We start from the raw sequence: 18,503 nt of genomic DNA on the forward strand, positions 1-18,503 counted from the left end.
CGAAGGTAAAGCCATCACGGTTAAGGCTCTTGAAAGTGGCATCGTCGAACTGAAGTTCGACCTCAAGGGTGAGTCCGTCAACAAGTTCAACCGTCTAACCCTGAACGAACTGCGTCAGGCCGTAGACGCCATCAAGGCAGATGCTTCGATCAAGGGCGTGATCGTCAGCAGTGGCAAGGACGTGTTCATCGTCGGCGCCGACATCACCGAATTTGTCGACAACTTCAAGCTGCCGGATGCCGAGCTTGTTGCAGGCAACCTCGAAGCCAACAAGATTTTCAGCGATTTCGAAGACCTCAATGTCCCGACCGTTGTTGCCATTAACGGCATCGCGTTGGGTGGTGGTCTGGAAATGTGCCTGGCGGCGGACTACCGCGTCATGTCCACCCAGGCCAAGATCGGTCTGCCGGAAGTCAAGCTGGGCATCTACCCGGGCTTCGGCGGTACCGTGCGTCTGCCGCGCCTGATCGGTGCCGACAACGCCATCGAGTGGATTGCCGCTGGTAAGGAAAACCGTCCAGAAGACGCGCTGAAGGTCGGCGCCGTCGATGCTGTGGTTGCTCCCGAGAAGCTGCAGGACGCCGCCCTGGAACTGATCAAACGCGCCATTTCCGGCGAGTTCGATTACAAGGCCAAGCGCCAGCCTAAGCTGGAAAAGCTCAAGCTGAACGCCATTGAACAAATGATGGCTTTCGAAACCGCCAAGGGTTTCGTCGCAGGTCAGGCAGGCCCGAACTACCCGGCGCCGGTTGAAGCGATCAAAACCATTCAGAAAGCCGCTAACTTCGGTCGCGACAAAGCGCTGGAAGTTGAGGCCGCCGGTTTCGTCAAACTGGCCAAGACCTCTGCCGCGCAGAGCTTGATTGGTCTGTTCCTGAACGATCAGGAGCTGAAGAAAAAGGCCAAGGCCTACGACGAAATCGCCAAGGATGTGAAGCAGGCCGCCGTATTGGGCGCCGGCATCATGGGCGGCGGTATCGCCTATCAGTCGGCCTCCAAAGGCACGCCGATCCTCATGAAGGACATCAACGAGCACGGTATCGAGCAGGGCCTGGCCGAAGCCGCCAAACTGCTGGTTGGCCGCGTTGAAAAAGGTCGTATGACCGCTGCGAAAATGGCTGAAGTACTCAACGGCATTCGCCCGACCTTGTCCTACGGTGACTTCGGTCACGTGGATCTGGTCGTTGAAGCGGTCGTCGAGAACCCTAAGGTCAAGCAAGCCGTACTGGCTGAAGTTGAAGCTCAGGTCAAAGAGGGCACCATCCTCGCCTCGAACACCTCGACCATTTCCATCAGCCTGCTGGCCAAGGCCCTCAAGCACCCGGAAAACTTCGTCGGCATGCACTTCTTCAACCCGGTGCACATGATGCCGTTGGTGGAAGTGATCCGTGGCGAGAAATCCAGCGAGCTGGCCGTTGCCACCACCGTTGCCTACGCCAAGAAAATGGGCAAGAACCCGATCGTCGTCAATGACTGCCCGGGCTTCCTGGTCAACCGCGTGCTGTTCCCGTACTTCGGCGGTTTCGCCAAGCTGGTCAGCGCTGGCGTGGACTTCGTTCGCATCGACAAGGTCATGGAAAAATTCGGCTGGCCGATGGGCCCAGCGTATCTGATGGACGTGGTCGGCATCGACACCGGCCACCACGGTCGTGACGTAATGGCTGAAGGTTTCCCGGACCGCATGAAAGACGACAGTCGTTCGGCCGTCGACGTGCTCTACGAAGCCAAGCGCCTGGGTCAGAAGAACGGCAAGGGCTTCTACGCCTACGAGACCGACAAGAAGGGCAAGCAGAAGAAAGTCGCCGATCCGTCGGTGCTGGAAGTGCTCAAACCAATCGTCTTTGAACAGCGTGAAGTCACCGACGAAGACATCATCAACTGGATGATGATCCCGCTGTGCCTGGAAACCGTGCGTTGCCTGGAAGACGGCATCGTCGAAACCGCTGCCGAAGCCGACATGGGCCTGGTCTACGGTATTGGTTTCCCTCCATTCCGTGGCGGTGCGCTGCGCTACATCGATTCGATCGGTGTTGCACAATTCGTTGCCCTGGCTGACCAGTACGCTGATTTGGGCGCGCTGTACCACCCGACCGCGAAGCTGCGCGAAATGGCCAAGAACGGCCAGAGCTTCTTCGGTTAAGCGCCCCCAACTAGAGTGAGAGTGAACTTATGAGCTTGAATCCTAGAGACGTCGTGATTGTCGACTTCGGTCGTACTCCGATGGGCCGCTCCAAGGGCGGCATGCACCGCAACACCCGCGCCGAAGACATGTCGGCGCACCTGATCAGCAAACTGCTGGAACGCAACGTCAAGGTCGACCCGAACGAAGTCGAAGACGTGATCTGGGGCTGTGTGAACCAGACCCTGGAGCAGGGCTGGAACATCGCCCGCATGGCGTCATTGATGACCCAGATCCCGCACACCGCTGCTGGCCAGACCGTCAGCCGTCTGTGTGGCTCGTCCATGAGCGCGCTGCACACTGCCGCTCAAGCGATCATGACCGGCAACGGTGACGTGTTCGTCGTTGGTGGCGTCGAGCATATGGGCCACGTGAGCATGATGCACGGTGTCGATCCGAACCCACACATGTCCCTGCACGCGGCGAAAGCCTCGGGAATGATGGGCCTGACCGCAGAAATGCTGGGCAAAATGCACGGCATCACCCGCGAACAACAGGATGCGTTCGGTCTGCGCTCCCACCAGCTCGCCCATAAAGCGACCGTGGAAGGCAAGTTCAAGGACGAAATCATCCCGATGCAGGGGTACGACGAGAACGGTTTCCTGAAAACCTTCGACTACGACGAAACCATTCGTCCGGAAACCACCCTGGAAAGCCTGGCGGCTCTCAAACCGGCGTTCAATCCAAAGGGCGGCACCGTGACTGCCGGTACATCGTCGCAGATCACTGATGGTGCTTCGTGCATGATCGTGATGTCGGCGCAGCGTGCACAGGACCTTGGCATCCAGCCTATGGCGGTGATTCGCTCGATGGCAGTGGCAGGTGTGGACCCGGCGATCATGGGCTATGGTCCAGTACCGGCCACACAAAAAGCACTGAAGCGCGCGGGTCTGAGCATCTCCGACATCGACTACTTCGAGCTCAACGAAGCTTTCGCTGCACAGGCTCTGCCAGTGCTGAAAGATCTGAAAGTGCTCGACAAGATGAACGAGAAGGTTAACCTGCACGGTGGCGCGATCGCCCTGGGTCACCCGTTCGGTTGCTCCGGTGCTCGTATCTCCGGCACTTTGCTGAACGTGATGAAGCAAAATGGCGGCACCTTTGGGGTAGCCACCATGTGCATTGGTCTCGGCCAAGGCATCTCCACCGTCTTCGAACGCATTTAAGCGTTTCGCTGACGGAAGCCGGGGCCAAGTGCCCCGGTTTTTGTTTTTCCGGATTTATTTTTGTATTTATTTTGAAAAATTTGAGTGAGGGCCAAAGCATGCCGATACAACCAGGGCTCTACCAACATTACAAAGGTCCGCAGTACCGTGTTTTCAGTATTGCGCGGCATTCGGAAACCGAAGAAGAAGTGGTCTTCTACCAAGCCCTGTATGGCGATTACGGCTTTTGGGTGCGTCCCTTGAGCATGTTCCTGGAGTCCGTCGAGGTTGACGGCGAACAGGTGCCACGCTTTGCTTTGGTGCAAGCCGAAGAGAGCCTTTTTAACAAGCCATAAGCTGAGTGCGCGCAAAACCCTGCGCTTGACCTCACCTTGTAGCCACTATATATAGCGGTGCCGCGTCAGGCGCCAACCGCCTTTCACTTCTAGAATTCAGGAATTTTCTGATCCATGGGCAAATCGCTGGTCATTGTGGAATCCCCGGCTAAGGCCAAGACCATCAACAAGTATCTGGGCAACCAATACGTGGTGAAGTCGAGTATCGGCCATATCCGAGACCTGCCCACCAGCGGTTCGGCTAGCGCCAGCAAAGAGCCAGCCGCCAAGCGCGGCAAGGCTGCTGCGGGTGAAGCGCCGGCATTGTCGCCGAAAGAAAAGGCGCGCAAGCAGCTGGTTGCTCGCATGGGGGTCGATCCCGATCATGGCTGGAAGGCCAAGTACGAGATCCTCCCGGGCAAGGAAAAGGTCATCGAAGAGCTGCGCCGGCTCGCCAAGGATGCTGACACCATCTATCTCGCAACCGACTTGGATCGCGAGGGGGAAGCCATTGCCTGGCACCTGCGCGAAGCCATCGGTGGTGACGACAGCCGCTACAAGCGCGTGGTGTTCAACGAAATCACCAAGAAGGCGATCCAGGAAGCGTTCTCCGAGCCAGGCGAACTGGACATCGATCGCGTCAACGCCCAGCAGGCACGTCGGTTCCTCGACCGCGTCGTGGGTTATATGGTTTCGCCGTTGCTGTGGGCCAAGATCGCTCGCGGCCTGTCCGCCGGTCGTGTGCAATCCGTTGCGGTGAAGCTGGTGGTGGAGCGTGAGCGCGAGATCCGCGCGTTCATCCCGGAAGAATACTGGGAAGTTCACGCCGACCTCGGTACCGCCAAGGGCGCTACCGTGCGTTTCGACGTTGCTCGCGAGAAAGGCGAAGCCTTCAAGCCGCTCAATGAAGCCCAGGCCATGGGCGCGCTGGAGAAGCTCAAGGCTTCCAGCTACAGCATCGTCAAGCGCGAAGACAAGCCGACCAGCAGCAAGCCGTCGGCGCCGTTCATCACTTCCACACTGCAGCAGGCAGCGAGCAACCGCCTGGGCTTCGGCGTGAAGAAAACCATGATGATGGCCCAACGTCTGTACGAAGCTGGCTACATCACCTATATGCGTACCGACTCCACCAACCTGTCGGCCGATGCTGTAGCGATGGCGCGGACCTACATTGAAGGCGAGTTCGGCAAGAAGTACCTGCCGGAAAACCCAAACGTCTACAGCAGCAAGGAAGGCGCCCAAGAGGCTCACGAAGCGATTCGTCCTTCCGATGCCAATACCGTGCCAAGCAAGCTGTCGGGCATGGAGCGTGACGCAGAGCGCCTCTACGAGCTGATTTGGCGCCAGTTCCTCGCTTGCCAGATGCTGCCAGCGCAGTATCTGTCGACGACCGTCACCGTCGGTGCCGGCGACTTTGAGCTGCGCGCCAAGGGCCGCATCCTCAAGTTCGACGGTTACACCCGTGTCATGCCGCAAATCGCCAAGCCAGGCGATGATGACGTATTGCCGGACATGGCTCAGGGCGATGCGATGAAGCTGATCAAGCTTGATCCGACCCAGCACTTTACCAAGCCACCGGCGCGCTACTCGGAAGCCAGTCTGGTTAAAGAAATGGAAAAGCGCGGTATCGGTCGTCCTTCGACCTACGCAGCGATCATTTCGACCATCCAGGACCGTGGCTACGTTGCGCTGCACAACCGTCGTTTCTATTCGGAAAAGATGGGTGACATCGTTACCGAGCGTCTGGCTGAAAGCTTCTCCAATCTCATGGACTACGGCTTCACCGCCGGCATGGAAGAGCATCTGGATGACGTGGCTCAAGGCGAGCGCGATTGGAAAAACGTGCTTGATGAGTTCTACGGCGACTTCAAGAAGAAACTCGAAGTGGCTGAAAGCCCGGAAAACGGCATGCGTGCCAATCAGCCGGTCATGACTGACATTCCGTGCACCACCTGCGGCCGTCCAATGCAGATCCGTACCGCATCGACTGGCGTGTTCCTCGGCTGCTCGGGCTACAGCCTGCCGCCGAAAGAGCGTTGCAAGGCCACCGTCAATCTGGTGCCAGGCGATGAGATCGCTGCGGACGACGAGGGCGAGTCGGAGTCGCTGGTACTGCGTGGCAAGCATCGCTGCCCGATCTGCAGCACGGCGATGGACGCCTACCTGCTCGACGAGAAGCGCAAGCTGCACATCTGCGGTAACAACCCGGACTGCGATGGCTATGAAATCGAAGAGGGCAGCTATCGCATCAAGGGCTATGAAGGCCCAAGCCTGGAATGCGACAAGTGTGGCAGCGAGATGCAGCTCAAGACCGGCCGTTTCGGCAAGTTCTTCGGTTGCACCAACGCGACCTGCAAGAACACCCGCAAACTGCTGGAGAGCGGTGATGCGGCGCCGCCGAAGATGGATCCGGTGAAGATGCCTGAGCTGAAATGCGAAAAGGTCAACGACACCTACATCCTGCGCGACGGTGCTTCCGGTCTGTTCCTGGCAGCCAGCCAGTTCCCGAAAAACCGCGAGACCCGTGCTCCGTTGGTCATGGAAATCATCCCGCACAAGGATGAGATCGATCCGAAGTACCACTTCCTTTGCGAAGCACCGAAGAAGGATCCGGATGGTCTGCCTGCGGTAATCCGCTACAGCCGCAAGACCAAGGAGCAATACGTCCAGACTGAAGTCGACGGTAAGCCGACGGGCTGGAAGGCGTATTACGACGGCGGCAAGTGGACCGTTGAAGACAAGCGGCCCGCCGCGAAGTCTTAACGCCAACACCCCGATGTAGGAGCGAGCTCGCTCGCGCAAAACCTCTAGGCGCCGCGACCATTCAGGATGTTCGCGTCATCGTTAACGTTTTTCGCGAGCAAGCTCGCTCCTACGCAAAGGCCGCATGTGAACCCTTGGGTTTTCATGTGGCCTTTTTAATGCTTCTGCAAAAAAGGGGGGCTTGCGGTCAGATCGGGTGATCCACGACACTGTCCGACTTGCATCAAGCATTTATTTCGTTGTGGAGGCTGCCGTCATGGCCCACGAGCTCTATACCCGTACCAATCAGAAGATTTACTTTGCCGGCCTGTCGCTGGAGGCACTGGCCCGTACTGAAGAGGGTCGGGCGATGAATTCGCTGGCGCTGATCCAGGCCGGACGCGAATCCGCGCTGTTTCACCTGTACGGTGCGTTGTTGGGCCTGTGTCATGAAATTGCCGGCTTCTATCGCCTGCCGCAGGCCAATGCGCCCCGTGCAGAGATGTTGCTGACACGCGAAGTGCTGGAAACCATCGCCATTCCGGAAATGGCTGAGCTGATCGAACTGGCCAATAACCCGCAAACCTGGCTGGCCAAGCTATTGGCCGCCCATGCTGCACTGTTTCAGCCGCCACGGGCCCCGCACAAGCCGAAAGGGGACGTGACTCAGCCGCTGATTCAGGCGGTCAATCTGGATGAAGAGGACGCGCCGGAGGAGTTGAGCCGGGAGGAACTGGAGAGCTGGCGTCAGAACCTGAAAGGCTTGGCGATCCGGTTTCGTGAAGGGTTGAACGAGTGCTGATACAAACAGTTGGGGCATGACATCTGGTCAAGATCCCAAGCGAAGCCCGAACGATGCCTATATAATCCCCGCCTTTCGTGGAGAACAGACCGTTATGCCAACGTCCTTTCTAGAAATTGTCGAGTTACCAGACGGCCGTATCGAGCTGCGCAGGGCTGAGGACGAGGGTTCTCTGGTTACTTTGGATTTCTCCGAGGATGCCAAAGCGTTCCTGCAAGGCCAGCACGTTGAAGTCGCCAAGGCGATGTTGAGTGTCGGCGTTCAGATGGCGGGGCGCTTGGTTGAAGGTGAGCTCGACAAGGAAGAGGGTGCGCGGGTCCTTCATTGATCCCCGCCTGTCGGATTTTCTTGGTACCCAATCTCATCGGCTTCTCTGTCCCTGGAGAAGCCCGGCACTGCTCAACGTGTGCAGTGCTTGTCTGTTAACCCAGTCGAATATTCAGACTTTGTGCGTCCCCGGTCCGCGCGGCGCTGATCAACTGTTGCCGTGATGCAGTGCTCAGCGGATTCAGCCAGCTGACGACCGTATGGCTGCGGCCGAGGCGAAGGGCCTCGCGGGTCAGTTGCTGGGCACTCTGGGTACCACGTGGCTGTAGCAGCAGAATGCGCTCTCGGTTGAGGCCGGCATCCCGCAACCAGGCTTGGGTCAGGCTGGCGGGCGGGGCGATCAGTGTAAGCCATCGGGCATCCTGATCCTGGCTCAGCTCTCTGAGAATCGGTGCCAGCAGGTTCAGGCAGTTCCCGGTTGCACCACGCAGAGATAATTCACTGAAGACCTCAGGTTCGGCGCTCCAGGGCGACTCGACCACTTCGTTCAGCATTGGCGCCAACGGCTGCGCCATGAATGCTTCGAACTGCAGAGGTAGTTGGGCTTGCTGTGGTGTGTGTGGGAACTGCATAGAGCCTCCTTTAGCGGCGAATGACGCCGACACTCAAGCCTTCGATCACCAGATCCTGATCTTTGAGGTTAACTTCGATAGGGGCAAACTCGGGGTTTTCTGCAATCAGCCAGACTTTGCTGCCGTCGCGCTTGAAGCGTTTGACGGTGACCTCGTCGCCGATCCGTGCAACCACGATCTGGCCGTTGCGGGCTTCACGAGTGGTATGGACCGCCAGCAGGTCGCCGTCGAAAATGCCTACGTCCTTCATGCTCATGCCATGAACCCGCAGCAGATAATCAGCGCGGGGATGGAAGAACGCCGGGTTGATGTTGCAGGACTCTTCAACGTGTTGCTGGGCGAGGATGGGTGCGCCCGCTGCTACCCGGCCAATGATCGGCAGGGTGGAGTCATCAGCCTTGGCTTCAAAACCGGGAATGCGAATCCCGCGGGAAGCACCGGGCGTCATCTCGATAGCGCCTTTGCGAGCCAGCGCCTTGAGGTGTTCTTCCGCTGCGTTGGGCGATTTGAAACCCAGTTCCTGAGCGATTTCCGCGCGGGTCGGCGGGTAGCCGTTGTCTTCCAGGCAACGTTTGATAAAAGCCAGAATTTCGGCTTGGCGTGGCGTCAGCTTTAGCATATTGATCGCTCTGTCTTTTTATACAGTGACTGGGATTATATACAGTGAATCAGTCTTGGCAATGCCCCTTTTTTTGCCTACCGCCAGACGGTCGATGAGGCATTTGATTGAAGCTTTGCGGTTGTATGGTTAAATGTCTGACCGACCATTCCCAAAACGAACTGCCAGACTTGACAATGCACAGGCTGAAACGTATGTTTCAAACAAGTGTTTGTCAGGCGGAGTAGCCATGGCCCAGTCGGAAACCGTTGAACGCATTCTTGATGCTGCCGAGCAGTTGTTCGCGGAAAAAGGTTTCGCTGAAACCTCATTGCGTTTGATCACCAGCAAAGCCGGCGTCAATCTGGCCGCGGTGAACTATCACTTCGGTTCCAAGAAGGCGCTGATCCAGGCGGTCTTCTCGCGTTTTCTAGGGCCTTTCTGTATCAGTCTCGATAAAGAGCTGGAGCGCCGCCAGGCCAAGCCTGAGAACAAGCCGACGCTCGAAGAGTTGCTGGAAATCCTCGTTGAACAGGCCCTGGTGGTTCAGCCACGCAGCGGCAACGATCTATCCATTTTCATGCGGTTGCTGGGTCTGGCCTTCAGTCAGAGCCAGGGGCATTTGCGTCGTTATCTGGAAGACATGTACGGCAAGGTGTTCCGTCGCTACATGATGCTGGTCAATGAAGCGGCCCCCCGTATTCCCCCGATCGAGCTGTTCTGGCGCGTGCACTTCATGTTGGGTGCGGCGGCGTTCAGCATGTCCGGTATCAAGGCCTTGCGGGCGATTGCCGAAACCGATTTCGGGGTGAACACGTCCATCGAGCAAGTCATGCGCCTGATGGTGCCGTTCCTGGCGGCTGGCATGCGTGCCGAATCCGGTGTCACCGACTCGGCCATGGCCACCGCGCAATTGCGTCCGCGCAGTAAATCGACGCCGGTTGCCGCCAAGGTTTAACCGCGCACGGGTGGGCGCGGCAGCTTACATCCGCTAAGCTAGCCGCCCATGCCGACTCTCGTTCTGAACTTGTTTCCTATTGTTATCGCCGAACTGCCGGGCTCTGCCCATGGCGGCGATTCAGCGTGGGCCAGGTTTATCGTTATCAAGGAATTTCTATGACTGCTGGCCTGCAAGGCTCGTTGATGGTAGACGTCGCCGGTACCTGGCTGACGGCTGAAGATCGCCAACTGTTGCGTCAGCCCGAAGTGGGCGGCCTGATCATCTTTGCCCGCAATATCGAACACCCACGCCAGGTCCGTGAATTGAGCGCATCGATTCGCGCCATTCGTCCTGACATGCTATTGGCGGTAGACCAAGAAGGCGGTCGGGTTCAGCGGCTGCGCCAGGGTTTCGTGCGCCTGCCGGCCATGCGCGCCGTTGCCGATAACACCAATGCTGAATACCTGGCAGAACAGTGTGGCTGGATCATGGCCACCGAAGTGCTCGCCGTTGGTCTGGACCTGAGTTTCGCTCCGGTGCTGGACCTCGATTACCAACGCAGCGCCGTGGTTGGTACCCGTTCCTTCGAGGGCGACCCTGAGCGCGCAGCCTTGCTGGCCGGCGCCTTTATCCGTGGCATGAACAGCGCCGGCATGGCTGCTACCGGCAAGCATTTCCCGGGGCACGGTTGGGCTGAGGCCGATTCCCACGTCGCGATCCCGACCGACGAACGTAGCCTCGACGAGATCCGCGCCAACGATTTGGTGCCGTTCGCCAAGTTGAGCAAGCAACTGGCCGCCATCATGCCGGCTCACGTGATTTATCCACAGGTTGACTCTCAGCCGGCGGGCTTCTCCCGTCGCTGGTTGCAGGACATCCTGCGTGGCGAACTGCAATTCGATGGCGTGATCTTCAGCGACGATCTGTCCATGGCCGGCGCACACGTGGTTGGCGATGCCGCCAGCCGCATTGAGGCGGCGCTGACCGCGGGTTGTGACATGGGCCTGGTGTGCAATGACCGTGCTGCCGCTGAGCTGGCGCTAAGTGCCGCTCAACGACTGAAGGTCAAACCGTCGGCGCGCATCGCACGAATGCGTGGTCAGGCACATGCGTGCACCGACTACCGTCAGGATCCACGCTGGCTGGCCGCTATTGGTGCGCTCAAAGAAGCTCAACTGATTGATTAAGGGCTGGTTGTCATGACGGTTTACGCGATTATCGGTGGAACCGGTCTGACTCAGCTCGAAGGGCTGAGCATTCGTCAGTCCTTATTGGTGGACACACCTTACGGGGTACCTTCTGCCGATGTGCAGATCGGTGAATACGCAGGCAAGGAAGTGCTGTTTCTCGCACGTCATGGCCATCCACATCGTTTCCCGCCGCATCGGGTGAACTACCGTGCCAACCTCTGGGCGCTGAAGCAGGCTGGCGCGGAGGCCATTCTGGCGGTGAATGCCGTGGGTGGTATTCATTCGGCGATGGGGACCGGGCATTTCTGTGTGCCGCATCAGTTGATCGACTATACCGGCGGTCGCGAACACACCTATTTCGCCGATGATCTGGAGCAGGTCACCCACATCGATTTCAGCTATCCGTACAGTGAGTCGCTGCGTCAGCAGTTGATCACTGCACTGGTGGCTGAAGGTGTCGGCTACAGCGGCCATGGTGTATACGCCTGCACTCAGGGACCGCGCCTGGAGACAGCTGCCGAAATCGCGCGCCTGGAACGCGATGGTTGCGACATTGTCGGCATGACCGGGATGCCGGAGGCGGCACTGGCCCGTGAACTGGAATTGGATTACGCCTGCCTGGCGCTGGTGGTGAACCCGGCGGCGGGCAAGTCGACGGCGGTGATCACCATGGCCGAGATCGAACAGGCGTTGCATGACGGGATGGGCAAGGTGAAATCGACGTTGGCGCGGGTGCTCAGGGGCTGAAGTCAGCCTCGGGACCGAGTCGCTTCCTTCGCGGGCAAGCCCGCACCCACAGGTTCAGTGTCGTTCGAAAGGTTTTTGTTCGACGCGGTCACTGTGGGAGCGGCGGTGCGACGATTCGACTTGCCCGCGAAGAGGCCGGTTCGAGCACCACAGATCTCAGCGCTTTTCCAACTTATCCGGCAACGGCGCAAACAACGCCTCGATGTCATCGCTCTGCAGTTTCCAATCCCCAGCCTGACGCCCATCCAAAACACCCGCCGCCAGGTCGGATTTTTCTTTCTGTAGATGCTGAATCTTCTCTTCCACCGTGCCGCGAGCGATCAGCTTGTAGACGAATACAGGTTTCTCCTGGCCAATGCGATACGCACGGTCGGTGGCTTGATTTTCCGTCGCCGGGTTCCACCACGGATCGTAATGAATCACGGTGTCTGCTTCCGTCAGGTTCAAACCAACGCCACCTGCCTTCAGGCTGATCAGAAAGATCTGACGCTTGCCGCTTTGAAAGTCCTTCACGGGTGCACGTCGATCGCGGGTTTGTCCCGTCAACAATGCGTAGGCCACTCCACGTTTATTCAGCTCGTCTTCGATCAGCGACAGCATTGAAGTGAACTGCGAGAACAGCAGAATCCGTCGGCCTTCTTCGAGCAGCTCTTCGAGCATTTCCATCAGGCTGTCGAGCTTTCCTGACGTGCTGCCGCGAGCGGGCAGGGTGGCGTCATTGACCAGACGCAAATCACAGCACACCTGGCGCAGCTTCAGCAGTGCCTCAAGAATGATGATTTGGCTGCGCGCCACACCTTTGCGGGTAATCTCGTCGCGGACTTTCTTGTCCATGGCCAGGCGCATGGTTTCGTATACGTCACGCTGGGCCTCGTTGAGCTCGACCCAATGGATGATTTCAGTTTTTGGCGGCAGTTCGGTGGCCACTTGTTCCTTGGTTCGACGCAACAGGAAGGGTTTGATCCGACCGTTCAGGTGCTGAAGCCTTACTTCACTGGTGCGCTTTTCAATCGGCACACGGTAATCACGGTTGAAGCTCTTCACATCGCCTAGCCAGCCCGGCAGCAGGAAGTGAAACAGCGACCAAAGCTCGCCCAAGTGATTTTCCAGCGGTGTACCACTCAGGCACAGGCGCTGACGAGCGTCGAGCTCGCGTGCGGCCTGGGCGGCCTTGCTGTTCGGATTCTTGATGTATTGCGCTTCATCCAGCACCAGCACATGTAACGGCTGTTTTGCCAGGCGTTCAACGTCCTTGGGCAGCAGTGCATAGGTGGTCAGGATCAGGTCGTAATCGGCCAGATGCTCGAAATGCTTTTTGCGACTGGCGCCATACAGCGCCAGCACTTTGAGTTGCGGCGTGAAGTGCGCAGCTTCGTCGAGCCAGTTGGGAATCAGGCTGGTGGGCATCACCACCATGCACGGACGATCGAGGCGCCCTGCGTTTTTCTCGCTGAGTACGTGCGCCAGGGTTTGCAGGGTTTTGCCCAGGCCCATGTCGTCGGCGAGAATTCCGCCGACCTCCAGCTGGCGCAGCGACTGCATCCAGCTCAAGCCTTCCAGCTGATAGGGGCGCAACGTCGCGTTCAGGCCTTCCGGCACCGTGGTGGTGAAGTCCTTGATGTCACGCAGACGCTGGGCAAAGGTGCGGATCTGATCGCCACCTTCCCAGAGCAGTGGCAGGTCTTCCAGTGAGTTCAGGCGCGTGGCGTCAGCCCGGCTCAGGCGTAGCGTGGTTTCGCCGGGCTCTTGCAGATAGAACTCACCGAGTGTTGCCAGCACCGGTTTCAATCGGCCGAAGGGCAGGGCGACTTGCAGGGGGCCGTGCTCGGAGTTCGGGCGATGGGGGATATTGACCAGGATCAACTCGTCGTCGCGACGGCGGGCCAGGCGCTCCGGGTTGAGGATTTCCGTGTGCGAGCGCATCAGGTTCAACAGGATCGGCAGCAGGCTCAGGCGCTCGCCGTTGACGATGATGCCCAGTTCCAGGTCGAACCAGTCGCGTTCCGGTGCCTGTTCGACCGTGGCGTACCAGTCGTCCACCGCAGTCAGGTCGAAACCGAAGTCCTCGTCGATCTGCAGCTCCCAGCCCTGGGTGCGCAGTTTCGGCAGTTCGTTGAGGGTGAAGGTCAGCCAGGCGCTGTCGTTGACCATTTCGTACAGTTCGCCGGCACTCTCCGGGAGCGCCTTGCTCTGCCGGGTGGCGATCCTGAAGCCGAGGATGCGTAGCTGTTCCCTGTAAGACTGTTCCACTTCCGGGTGACGTTTTATCCGAAGCGTTTGTGTCTCCTGACGAATCAGGATGTCAGTGTTTTTCTGCCCGGAAACGTACTCATCCAGATAACTGAAAGACAGCGCGGCGCGATGCTGGATGTAGCGTTGCATGCGGCCGTTGCGCGGTTCGAAGGCGCTGAACTCGATGCTCGCCAGCCACAGGCGCGGCACCGGTTGGACGTTGTCCACCATGACTTGAGGGGCGGCCTTGGGGCTTCGGTTCTCCAGTACGGCCTGGAGTTTTTCCAGCAATTCGGCGTCTTTGGCTGCGGCGGGGTAGTCGAGGGTTTCCTGCACTTGTAGCAGTACCGCTGCGCAATGTTTGCAGTTGCTGTGTACCGGGCAGGAACAAAGGGCGTCGACCATCAGCAAAGTGCCTTTGGCTGACTCGCGCAGGCGAATGGTCTGGCGGTAAACATTACCGCCAGAGCCTTCGCAAGCAGCGATGATCGTAGCGTCGCCAGCCTCGACGATCCTGACCCGGTTCTCCAATGCGTAGCGGCGACCACGCTCAAGGCTCTGTTCCTTGAATCGGCTGACCCAGGAAGGTGCCAGGGGTTTGCTCAGGGTCGCGGACATGGGGACTTCAATCAGTCAGGGACGACTTCAGGGGCTTCCCGGGGAGCGGGTGCCGTCAATGAAGTGATCTTGATCAGCAAGCCGAGGTGGCCGGCGTCGAGGAAGTTCAGCTGGCCGTTTTTGGTGTGGCTTTCCTGTTTCAAGCGTTCGCTGGCGGTCACCAGGCCGTCGGAGTTGAACTGGTTGACCCAAAAGTCGGCGTCCACATCGGTGAAGCGCCCAAGTGTCAGATTGAGGGTGCCTTCAATCGGGAATTGGCCAAACTGTTCCTTGCCATCGCTGATCGCCACCTTGACCGGTGTTTCGCCGAGCGTCTGTTGCCATGCCTTGTGCATCAATACGCTGTATTCGTTGCTCTCGGTAAGCTTTGCCACTTCACCATTGAGGCTTGGCGTGCGAAAGCTGTCCGGGTTTACGCGCTGGGCACCGGCATCCCAGTCTTCCGGGGCGGCACGGCTGACGATGGCCGGCACGGCATTCTGCCGTACCAGAATCATTTCAACCTGATACAGGTCATCGGCAAATGCTGACGGAGCAATCAGTGCCATCAATAAAGTCAGTGAGCGAAACAGGCGCATGCGGCGTCCTTCAAGCAGTTTTCGGGATGAGGCGCTCGAATAGCGCCTCTACAGTATTAAAGCGCTCTTCCGGGCGCTCCATCGGAACCTGGAATTTAAACATCGTGGCCCCTTCGAATTTGTAGCGTTTGGGCTGGCTCTGGATCAGTTTGATCAGCGTCAGCGGGTCGACCGGCGTCTGCGCCGCAAACTCGACGCGACCACCTTGCGGGCCGCCGTCGACTTTTTTGATACCCAGCAGCTCGGCCTGCAATTTCAATGCAGTGATGCGCATCAGATTCTTGGTCGGCTCCGGCAGCAGGCCGAAACGATCGATCATCTCCACCTGCAGATCCTTGAGGCCTTCTTCATCGGTGGCCGAGGCGATGCGTTTGTAGAGAATCAAGCGGGCGTGGACATCCGGCAGGTAGTCTTCCGGGATCAGCGCCGGTACCCGCAGGTTCACTTCCGGACCACCACCCAGTGGTTGATCGAGGTTCGGTTGCTCGCCCTTGCGGATCGATTTCACGGCGCGTTCGAGCATTTCCATGTACAGCGTAAAGCCGACTGCCTGGATCTGCCCGCTCTGGCCATCGCCGAGCAGTTCGCCGGCGCCACGGATTTCCAGGTCGTTGGTGGCCAGCACGAAGCCCGCGCCGAGGTCCTGGGTATTGGCGATCGCCTCCAGGCGCTTTTCCGCGTCCGGGGTGATTTGCTGGCGCGGTGGCGTCAGCAGGTAGGCATAGGCCTGGTGGTGACTGCGTCCGACCCGGCCGCGCAACTGGTGCAGCTGCGCCAGGCCAAACTTGTCGGCGCGCTCGATGATGATGGTGTTGGCGCTCGGCACGTCGATGCCGGTCTCGATGATGGTCGAGGCAATCAGCACGTTGAAGCGCTTGTGGTAGAAGTCGCTCATCACCTGTTCGAGCTCGCGTTCGCGCATCTGCCCGTGGCCGATGCCGATCCGCGCTTCCGGCACCAGTTCGGCGAGGTCGGCGGCGCATTTCTCGATGGTCTTGACGTCGTTGTGCAGGTAGTACACCTGGCCGCCACGCAGCAACTCACGGAGCAGGGCTTCCTTGACCGTGCTCTTGTTTTGCTCCATGACGAACGTGCGGACCGACAATCGACGGGCGGGCGGCGTGGCGATGATCGACAGATCGCGCATGCCCGACACCGCCATGTTCAGCGTGCGCGGAATCGGTGTGGCGGTCAGGGTGAGAATATCGACTTCGCTGCGCAACGCCTTGAGCTGTTCTTTCTGGCGGACGCCGAAACGGTGCTCTTCGTCGATGATCACAAGCCCCAGGTTTTTGATTTTTACGTCGTCCTGCAGCAGCTTGTGAGTGCCGATGACGATGTCGATCTTGCCTTCGGCGAGGTCGGCCACGGCGGCATTCACTTCCTTGGCCGACTTGAAGCGGCTCATCACTTCAACGGTCACTGGCCAGTCGGCGAAGCGGTCGCGGAAGCTGTTGTAGTGCTGTTGGGCGAGCAGGGTGGTCGGCACCAGAATCGCCACTTGCCTGCCGCCGTGTACGGCGATGAACGCGGCACGCATCGCCACTTCGGTCTTGCCGAAACCAACGTCGCCGCACACCAGGCGATCCATCGGCTTGGGCGCGAGCATGTCTTCGCGCACGGCTTCGATGGTGGTTTGCTGATCTGGGGTTTCTTCGAACGGGAAGCCAGCGCTGAAGGTCACATAATCGGCCTTCGGATCGGCGAAGGCATAGCCTTCACGGGCGGCGCGGCGTGCGTAGATGTCGAGCAATTCGGCGGCCACGTCGCGTACTTGTTCCGCGGCCTTGCGCTTGGCTTTCTGCCAGGTCTCGGAGCCTAGCCGGTGCAGCGGAGCCAGGGCGTCGTCGCTGCCGGTGTAGCGGGCGATCAAATGCAGGTTGGCCACGGGCACATAAAGCTTGGCGCCTTCGGCGTACTCCAGGGCGAGGAACTCGGCGGTCTGGCTGTCGATTTCCAGCGTTGCGAGCCCGAGGTAGCGACCGACGCCGTGGTCGATATGCACCACCGGTGCGCCTTCGCGCAGCTCGGTGAGGTTCTTGATAACAGCGTCGTTATTGGCGTCGGCGCGTTTCTCACGGCGACGGCGTTGCATCACGCGCTGACCGAACAACGGGCTTTCGGCGACCAGCGCCAGGGCCGGGTCGTCCAGCAGCAAGCCTTCATCCAGTGGCGCGATGGTGATCGCCAGGCGATCCTTGCCTGCGACAAAATCTGGCCAGCTGTCGACGGTTTTTGGCCGCAGCTTCAGGCGTTCCAACAGCTCCAGCAGTACTTCGCGCCGGCCCGCGGACTCGGCGGTGAACAGCACGCGTCCAGGGAACTCGTCCAGGAAAGTCGACAGCGCCGCCAACGGTTGGGTCGCCTTGGCTTCGATCGCCAGGTTCGGCAACTCCCGGGCGGGGAAGCGCTCGCGACCGCCACCGCTTTCCACATCCTGCTGGCTGGCCACCACGCGCGGCCAGTTCTTCAGGCGTGCGAAGCAGTCTTCCACCGGCAGGAAAAGCTCGGCAGGCGGTAATAAAGGACGGGACGGATCAACGCGACGTTCTTCGTAGCGGTTGCGAACGTCGTTCCAGAAGTTTTCCGCAGCTTGTTCGATGCCGGGCAGCGAGAACACTTGTGTGTCCTGGGGCAGGTAATCGAACAGCGTGGAGGTTTCCTCAAAGAACAGCGGCAAGTAGTACTCGATGCCTGCCGGGGTTATCCCGCTGCTTAAGTCCTGGAAGATCGGGCAGCGTCGGAAATCGACATCGAAGCGCTCGCGAAACCGCGCCTTGAAGCGGGTGACCGCTTCTTTTTGCAGCGGGAATTCCTTGGCCGGCAACAGCTTGACCGAGTCGACCTTGTCGATGGAGCGCTGGTTCTCAGGATCGAAGGTGCGCAGGGTTTCGATTTCATCGTCGAACAGGTCGATTCTGTAAGGCAGCTTGCTGCCCATCGGGAACAGATCGATCAGCGACCCGCGGACAGTGAACTCACCATGCTCGTACACGGTGTCGACATAGCGATAACCGGTGGCTTCCAGGCGAGTGCGCATTTGCTCGACGTCGAGTGTTTGTCCGACATCCAGTACCAGGCTGCTGCCGAGCAGGAATTTGGTCGGTGCCAGGCGATGCAGGGCTGTGGTGATCGGCACCACCAGCACGCCATGGGACAGCTCCGGCAGACGATAGAGGCTGGCGATGCGCTGGGAGATGATGTCCTGGTGTGGCGAGAACAGGTCGTAGGGCAGGGTTTCCCAGTCGGGGAAATGCAGCACAGGTAAATCCGGGGCGAAGAAACTCAGCTCCTGTTCCAGCCGTTCGGCACTTTGGCTGTCGGCGGTCAGCAGCAGGGTAAAGCGCTTGGCAGCGCTGGCGGCCTCGGCGATGGCCAGGCTCAGGGCGGCACCGGGCAGGTTGCCCCAGTGCTGTTTACCTGCCGCGGCAGGGAGAAGCGGTAGACGCAGAACGGGCACGGAAGGTTGAGCTCCAAGCGTTGCGACAAAGTCGGTAA

The 18,503-nt window shown here is 59.2% G+C and carries 14 protein-coding genes; 9 read left to right on the forward strand and 5 right to left on the reverse strand.

Annotated features, from left to right (window positions below; all coding sequences use genetic code 11):
* From fadB to ACRESJ_RS12195, 6 genes are all read left to right on the forward strand, one after another.
* The coding region (gene fadB, locus ACRESJ_RS12170) for a fatty acid oxidation complex subunit alpha FadB (RefSeq protein WP_431758108.1) at window positions 1-2,140 on the forward strand (2,140 nt) is incomplete at its 5' end.
* A 29-nt stretch (window positions 2,141-2,169) separates the two neighbouring features.
* Entirely contained in the window at window positions 2,170-3,345 is a 1,176-nt protein-coding gene (gene fadA, locus ACRESJ_RS12175; RefSeq protein WP_431758109.1) for an acetyl-CoA C-acyltransferase FadA, read from the forward strand.
* A 98-nt stretch (window positions 3,346-3,443) separates the two neighbouring features.
* Window positions 3,444-3,680 (forward strand): DUF1653 domain-containing protein, encoded by a 237-nt coding sequence (locus ACRESJ_RS12180; RefSeq protein ID WP_095059434.1) that lies wholly within the window; start codon window positions 3,444-3,446, stop codon window positions 3,678-3,680.
* Window positions 3,681-3,794: 114 nt separating this feature from the next.
* The gene (gene topA, locus ACRESJ_RS12185; RefSeq protein WP_431758110.1) at window positions 3,795-6,422 is read left to right on the forward strand and encodes a type I DNA topoisomerase; all 2,628 of its coding nucleotides are present in this window, start codon (window positions 3,795-3,797) and stop codon (window positions 6,420-6,422) included.
* 256 nt (window positions 6,423-6,678) lie between these two features.
* Window positions 6,679-7,203, forward strand: coding sequence for a DUF6586 family protein (locus tag ACRESJ_RS12190; protein ID WP_431758111.1), 525 nt, complete (start codon window positions 6,679-6,681; stop codon window positions 7,201-7,203).
* A gap of 94 nt (window positions 7,204-7,297) precedes the next feature.
* Window positions 7,298-7,531, forward strand: coding sequence for a hypothetical protein (locus tag ACRESJ_RS12195; protein WP_431758112.1), 234 nt, complete (start codon window positions 7,298-7,300; stop codon window positions 7,529-7,531).
* A 94-nt stretch (window positions 7,532-7,625) separates the two neighbouring features.
* Here ACRESJ_RS12195 and sulA read toward each other — a convergent pair whose 3' ends face one another.
* Window positions 7,626-8,102 (reverse strand): SOS-induced cell division inhibitor SulA, encoded by a 477-nt coding sequence (gene sulA / locus ACRESJ_RS12200; RefSeq protein ID WP_431758113.1) that lies wholly within the window; start codon window positions 8,100-8,102, stop codon window positions 7,626-7,628.
* A gap of 10 nt (window positions 8,103-8,112) precedes the next feature.
* The gene (lexA, locus tag ACRESJ_RS12205; RefSeq protein ID WP_150701108.1) at window positions 8,113-8,721 is read right to left on the reverse strand and encodes a transcriptional repressor LexA; all 609 of its coding nucleotides are present in this window, start codon (window positions 8,719-8,721) and stop codon (window positions 8,113-8,115) included.
* A gap of 229 nt (window positions 8,722-8,950) precedes the next feature.
* Here lexA and ACRESJ_RS12210 point away from each other — a divergent pair, with 229 nt between their 5' ends.
* The 3 genes from ACRESJ_RS12210 to ACRESJ_RS12220 all read left to right on the forward strand — a co-directional run bounded on the left by ACRESJ_RS12210 (window position 8,951) and on the right by ACRESJ_RS12220 (window position 11,577).
* Window positions 8,951-9,658 (forward strand): TetR/AcrR family transcriptional regulator, encoded by a 708-nt coding sequence (locus ACRESJ_RS12210; protein ID WP_431758114.1) that lies wholly within the window; start codon window positions 8,951-8,953, stop codon window positions 9,656-9,658.
* A gap of 158 nt (window positions 9,659-9,816) precedes the next feature.
* The gene (nagZ, locus tag ACRESJ_RS12215; protein WP_431758115.1) at window positions 9,817-10,827 is read left to right on the forward strand and encodes a beta-N-acetylhexosaminidase; all 1,011 of its coding nucleotides are present in this window, start codon (window positions 9,817-9,819) and stop codon (window positions 10,825-10,827) included.
* A 12-nt stretch (window positions 10,828-10,839) separates the two neighbouring features.
* Window positions 10,840-11,577 (forward strand): S-methyl-5'-thioinosine phosphorylase, encoded by a 738-nt coding sequence (locus tag ACRESJ_RS12220; protein ID WP_431758116.1) that lies wholly within the window; start codon window positions 10,840-10,842, stop codon window positions 11,575-11,577.
* A gap of 156 nt (window positions 11,578-11,733) precedes the next feature.
* Here ACRESJ_RS12220 and ACRESJ_RS12225 read toward each other — a convergent pair whose 3' ends face one another.
* The 3 genes from ACRESJ_RS12225 to mfd are packed head-to-tail and all read right to left on the reverse strand — an operon-like array spanning window position 11,734 to window position 18,465.
* The gene (locus tag ACRESJ_RS12225; RefSeq protein ID WP_431758117.1) at window positions 11,734-14,427 is read right to left on the reverse strand and encodes an SNF2-related protein; all 2,694 of its coding nucleotides are present in this window, start codon (window positions 14,425-14,427) and stop codon (window positions 11,734-11,736) included.
* A gap of 11 nt (window positions 14,428-14,438) precedes the next feature.
* Window positions 14,439-15,005 carry a CsiV family protein gene (locus tag ACRESJ_RS12230; RefSeq protein ID WP_431758118.1) on the reverse strand — a complete coding sequence of 189 codons (567 nt, stop codon included), beginning with the start codon at window positions 15,003-15,005 and terminating at the stop codon, window positions 14,439-14,441.
* Window positions 15,006-15,015: 10 nt separating this feature from the next.
* Window positions 15,016-18,465: a transcription-repair coupling factor gene (gene mfd / locus ACRESJ_RS12235; RefSeq protein WP_431758119.1), complete on the reverse strand. Its 3,450-nt coding sequence runs from the start codon at window positions 18,463-18,465 to the stop codon at window positions 15,016-15,018.
* Window positions 18,466-18,503: the final 38 nt, after the last annotated feature.

Origin of the sequence: Pseudomonas sp. (assembly GCF_050739655.1) — a bacterium.
Lineage (GTDB): Bacteria > Pseudomonadota > Gammaproteobacteria > Pseudomonadales > Pseudomonadaceae > Aquipseudomonas.